The 4,918-nt window shown below is 28.7% G+C and carries 4 protein-coding genes; 2 read left to right on the forward strand and 2 right to left on the reverse strand.

Annotated features, from left to right (window positions below):
- The first annotated feature begins 119 nt into the window (after window positions 1-119).
- The gene (locus tag J2Z80_RS14705; protein ID WP_015311423.1) at window positions 120-935 is read left to right on the forward strand and encodes a sugar nucleotide-binding protein; all 816 of its coding nucleotides are present in this window, start codon (window positions 120-122) and stop codon (window positions 933-935) included.
- Window positions 936-1,064: 129 nt separating this feature from the next.
- Here the strand turns inward: J2Z80_RS14705 and J2Z80_RS14710 are convergent, their stop codons facing one another.
- Window positions 1,065-2,234, reverse strand: coding sequence for an MFS transporter (locus tag J2Z80_RS14710; protein WP_209455051.1), 1,170 nt, complete (start codon window positions 2,232-2,234; stop codon window positions 1,065-1,067).
- Between the two features lie 307 nt (window positions 2,235-2,541).
- The gene (locus J2Z80_RS14715) at window positions 2,542-2,904 is read right to left on the reverse strand and encodes a hypothetical protein (RefSeq protein WP_245301376.1); all 363 of its coding nucleotides are present in this window, start codon (window positions 2,902-2,904) and stop codon (window positions 2,542-2,544) included.
- Between the two features lie 225 nt (window positions 2,905-3,129).
- Here J2Z80_RS14715 and J2Z80_RS14720 point away from each other — a divergent pair, with 225 nt between their 5' ends.
- Window positions 3,130-4,503, forward strand: a complete 1,374-nt coding sequence (locus J2Z80_RS14720; protein WP_209455052.1) for an IS4 family transposase — start codon at window positions 3,130-3,132, stop codon at window positions 4,501-4,503.
- Window positions 4,504-4,918: the final 415 nt, after the last annotated feature.

The raw sequence follows: 4,918 nt of genomic DNA on the forward strand, positions 1-4,918 counted from the left end.
ATATCCATTAATTTCCTTTAAAGTCTATTTTAAAAGCTCTAGGGGAAGTCTGCGCTTTTTTAGCTACTTATATAATAAGTTTTCATAGTAAAAAATTTAGCTAAGGAGGTATAATTATTATGCACAATATTTTAATACTAGGTGGAAGTGGACTTGTAGGAACAGCAATAATAAATGAGTTGAATAAATATGATAAATTTCAGGTTTATTCAACGTACTTTCAAAATCCTGTACCATTGAATCAAGATAGAAGTTTTAAACTTAACATAGAAGATCCGGATAACATAAGTATTCTATTGAATACTCTAAAGCCCCATAGCATAGTTTCATGTTTAAGAGGAGATTTTAATAAGCAATTGATTCTACATATAAAAGTTGCTGAATATCTAATGGAAAATGGTGGCACTTTATACTTTTTCTCTACTACAAATGTCTTTGATAATGACTTAAGTAAAACTCATTATGAAGATGATTTGCCAAATTCTCATAGTGATTATGGGCAATATAAGATAGCTTGTGAAAAAAGAATGACAGAAATATTACACGATAATGTTTGTATATTAAGACTTCCTCAAGTTTGGGGAAAAAGTTCTCCGAGGATGAACGAACTATTAAACTCGCTTCATAATAACAAAGATATTGTTGTTTATCCCAAACTTTTTCATAATACAAATACTGATGTGATGATAGCAAAACAATTATGCTACATAATAAATAATAATTTAAAGGGAATCTTTCATTTGGTACCAGAAGATATAATCAATTATAAGGATTTTTATTATGAATTAATAACAGGATTGGGTTTTAAAAATGCAAAGATTAAAAACAACTTTGATGAAGAAGGATACTTTGCACTTTTATCAAAAAGAAACAATGAATTTCCTAGACAATTAAGGTTTACTAATAAATCGGTAATTAATTATTTAATTAATTGACACTTAATAACGAAAATTTTGAATATTATACTATAAATGTCTTCTGAAAACTATTATTTATAAAGAATAGAGCATTTAATGAACTTATGTTTTTTATTTCATTAGATCATATAGATAGTCATATACTTTTTAAGGCGTTAATTCTAAATATATTTTATTTCGTGCAATAAATCCGCTAATTAATACTATAAGACCACCTATTATTAGTATTGCCCTCACGCCAAAAAATTCTGCTGCAACACCACCAAATACCAATGAAATAATTGATGTTATATTTGTTAACATCGTATTCATGCTAAATGTCCTCCCAAGGTATTGATTATCACAATTTTCTTGTATAATCGTAGTCCTTGAAATGGAATATAACGCATTAAATATTCCATTAAAAAATTGTATCAAAATTGCTAAAATGAACAACGTATTTAATGGAAATACAATAGTAGAAATTCCTAACCCTATTAATCCTAACTTAAAAATAACATCTACTGGTACATTTTTTAGATATTTATATAAAACAAGCGAAGTCAGTATCATTGCTAGCCCTTTGAAAGTAAGAATTACACCATATCCCTGCGAATCTGTTTTTAAAAATTTATAAACATACATGATTAGTAATCCATTTAACATGCCAGCGGCTAATCCAACTGTTGTATTTATTGATAATGTATTGAAAATTATTCGATTACCCTTTATATACTTTAATCCTTCGATAAATGAAATTTTATCTGTTTGATACAATTCTACATCCTTTTTGGACCCATATTTATATAATTTTATCAAAAAAATCATTATCATAGATAATAGAAATGTCAAGGAATCAATATAAAAGCAATATTTAATATCAAGTTTTGAAATAATAAAACCACTAATTGAAGGGCCCAATACCATCATTAATGAACTATATGAACTGCTTAAACTATTGACTTGTCTTAACCTATCTTTTTCAACTAGTTCCGGCAATATACTACTTTTAGCTGTATCATAAAATATAGAAATAGTAGATACAATAAAAATTATAATAAATACATATTCTTTAAAAAAAGGTATTAAAAAAACTAAGATAGCTCTTAAAAAATCCCCTAAAATTAGAATTCTCTTCTTATTGTAAATATCAACTATTTTCCCGGCAAACACCCCAAATATTAATGAAGGCAATAGCATCATAATAGACAAAAACGACATATCTACGGATGAGTTATTAATGTTGTATACTAATGTTAAAACAGCAATTCTATCTATCCAATCCCCTATATCAGAAATTACCTGTGATGATATGAAAAGAAAGATGTTTCTACTCATATTTTTCCACCTTTATAATTATTTCTTTATCAATAAGTTCATCAATAAAATTTTTAATATGATCTTTTTTATTAAAATTGGGTTACTACTCATATATTCAACATTTATAGTAAATTTCTTTTTTTCTTAAAAAGCTAGGCATATCAAGATATTCAAAATATGAAATTTGCTCTAAATGTTACCTACTTTGTTGCATATTTTTGTAATATTTCAAAGTGTTTTACGGAAACATTACCTCAGCTCCATAATATGAATAGCAAGTACTTTTCGATAAATTTTGAAAAATAATTTCTCTCAAATTTTTCATTTAATACTTCAGGTTAATTAATATTAATCCAATAATGCAAAACAATATACCTAAAAAATTAGCTATTGAAATATTTTCTTTAAAAAATATAGCCCCTATAGGAATTAATAATAGTGTAACAGATACGTTTGAAACTATTGCACCTAAACTTATATCCCATCCTACCCTATAAGCAAGAAGAAATCCTAATTCTAATAAAATTATAGATAATCCTAAAGCACAACTTGTCCAATTTAATCCTTTAAACGAATCAATTAAATCAATATTTTTATGATAATAAATAAATACTATTATAGAACCTATTAATGCAGTACAATACGTTAAAATTAGTGATGCAATTGGATCTGACTTTTCTGGTATCATTTTTTGAAAAATATGGTAAAACACATTAGCAATAATGGTCAGTATAATTGGTATATAATACAAAAATCCCACTTCCTAGTTATATTATTTTACTCAAACTTCGCACTTATAAAAGCAGCTCTGTACCTTGATAACTCAATATTATTTGGCTATAAAATAGCATGAGACCTCCATTTTTGGTATAATTGAATCATCAAAAAACAAACCAGATTGGAGGCTCATGCTATGAATAGTATAACACAAAATAACCAAATTGATAATAAGGTTTCTACTTCGATTAAAAGTTTCTTCAAAAAATATAGAATTTCAACTGCTTTAAGGTTATCGAATGCTTACAAAAGCAAGGGTATTCCTGTTATTTCTATTTTCGAGTACTTATTCTGCATGATCTTTACCAATAGATCTATGTATATGAATATGCTAATGGGTACAAATCAGGCTGGTTTTAAGAAGGACACGGTTTACAGATTCTTAAACTCTGTTCATATCAATTGGATTCGGTTTACCACTTGGCTTAGTACACAGATTATAAATGAGACAATTATCGGGTTAACAAGCGACAAACGCGTAAATGTTCTTATTGTGGATGACTCTTTATTCGAACGCTCTAGCTCTAAAAAAGTAGAGCTACTAGCAAAAGTATATGACCATGCTAAGAAAACATACAAGTATGGCTTTCGCCTGCTTACACTCGGATGGTCAGATGGAAATACTTTTATCCCAGTCAATGGATGTCTTTTATCTACTGAGAATCAAAAGAATCGTATCAATGAAGCTATACCTGTGGACAAGCGTTCCGCCGGGTATTTAAGAAGAAATTTAGCCCAAACCAAAGCAACAGCCGTAGCTCTGGAATTAATAAAAACCGCTAAAAAAGCAATGATTCCAGCATCTTATGTATTGTTTGACACTTGGTTCTGTTCTCCTTCTTCTTTGATTGCTATTAAAGAAATGGGCTATGATGTTATTGCAATGGCAAAGAAAACATCAAAGATGCATTACCTATATAATGGAATAATGCAGCCATTAACGGAAATATACAAGCAAAACAGAAAAAGAAGAGGTAGGTCGAGATATCTGTTATCCGTGGAAGTTTCCATTGAAAAAGACGGAAAATCTATTCCTGCTCGAATTGTATTTGTCAGAAACAGGAATAATCGAAAAGACTATCTGGCACTTATTACCACGGATATGAACCTTAACGAGGACGAAATCATTCGTATATACGGGAAGCGCTGGGATATAGAAGTCTTTTTCAAAGTGTGTAAATCATACTTGATGCTCAGCAAGGAATGCAATTCATTATCTTACGATGCGATGACAGCACATACAGCAATCGTATTTACCAGATACATGATGCTTGCACTAGAGAACCGCCGATCATCAGATTTACGAACAATGGGAGAGATATTTTACTACATACAGGATGAAATGTCCGATATTACATTGATTCAGGCTTTTCATCTGCTTATGCAAGTATTCATAGATACAATAGCAGATAAACTATCGTTATCTTCAGAACAGCTGGACCAATTACTTAATGCTTTTATGGCTGCGATTCCCAAAGAACTTAAGGAAAGACTTCCGAAGTGTGCATAATTGCGTAAATTACAATTACTTTTTTCTGGCAAAGTATTAAGTTTTCAAGGAACAGAGTAATTATTTATGTGCGAAGTTTTAGTTATTTTATACAAAAAAATATTCCAATTAATTGGAAATTCTTTACTTTATAGGAATATTAGTTATTGCATATGCGCGTCTTATTATTTTTTATTATATCATAAAAAAATTAAATGCAATATTATTACATCTAAAACAGAACCATTTCAAGTTTTGTCTATGGTTGAAATTTTATTAATTTCTTAAATGAAAATAAGCATCTTTGTCGGCTAGACATAAGTAGGTAACAAAAAAATTAAACTTTAAAGTTGCTATAAGAAAAATGCAGCTCGAAACAGTTGAAAAGCCTAATATATGAATAAAAAAAGGTAAAGAAAATCAAATTTTTTTTGAT

The organism is Thermoanaerobacterium butyriciformans, assembly GCF_017874545.1.
GTDB lineage: Bacteria > Bacillota > Thermoanaerobacteria > Thermoanaerobacterales > Thermoanaerobacteraceae > Thermoanaerobacterium > Thermoanaerobacterium butyriciformans.

Excerpts from the sequence above, each read along its gene's own strand:
- J2Z80_RS14705 (WP_015311423.1), top strand. The coding sequence starts at position 120 with ATGCACAATATTTTAATACTAGGTGGAAGTGGACTTGTAGGAACAGCA.
- J2Z80_RS14720 (WP_209455052.1), top strand. The coding sequence starts at position 3,130 with ATGAATAGTATAACACAAAATAACCAAATTGATAATAAGGTTTCTACT.
- J2Z80_RS14710 (WP_209455051.1), bottom strand. The coding sequence starts at position 2,234 with ATGAGTAGAAACATCTTTCTTTTCATATCATCACAGGTAATTTCTGAT.
- J2Z80_RS14715 (WP_245301376.1), bottom strand. The coding sequence starts at position 2,904 with ATGATACCAGAAAAGTCAGATCCAATTGCATCACTAATTTTAACGTAT.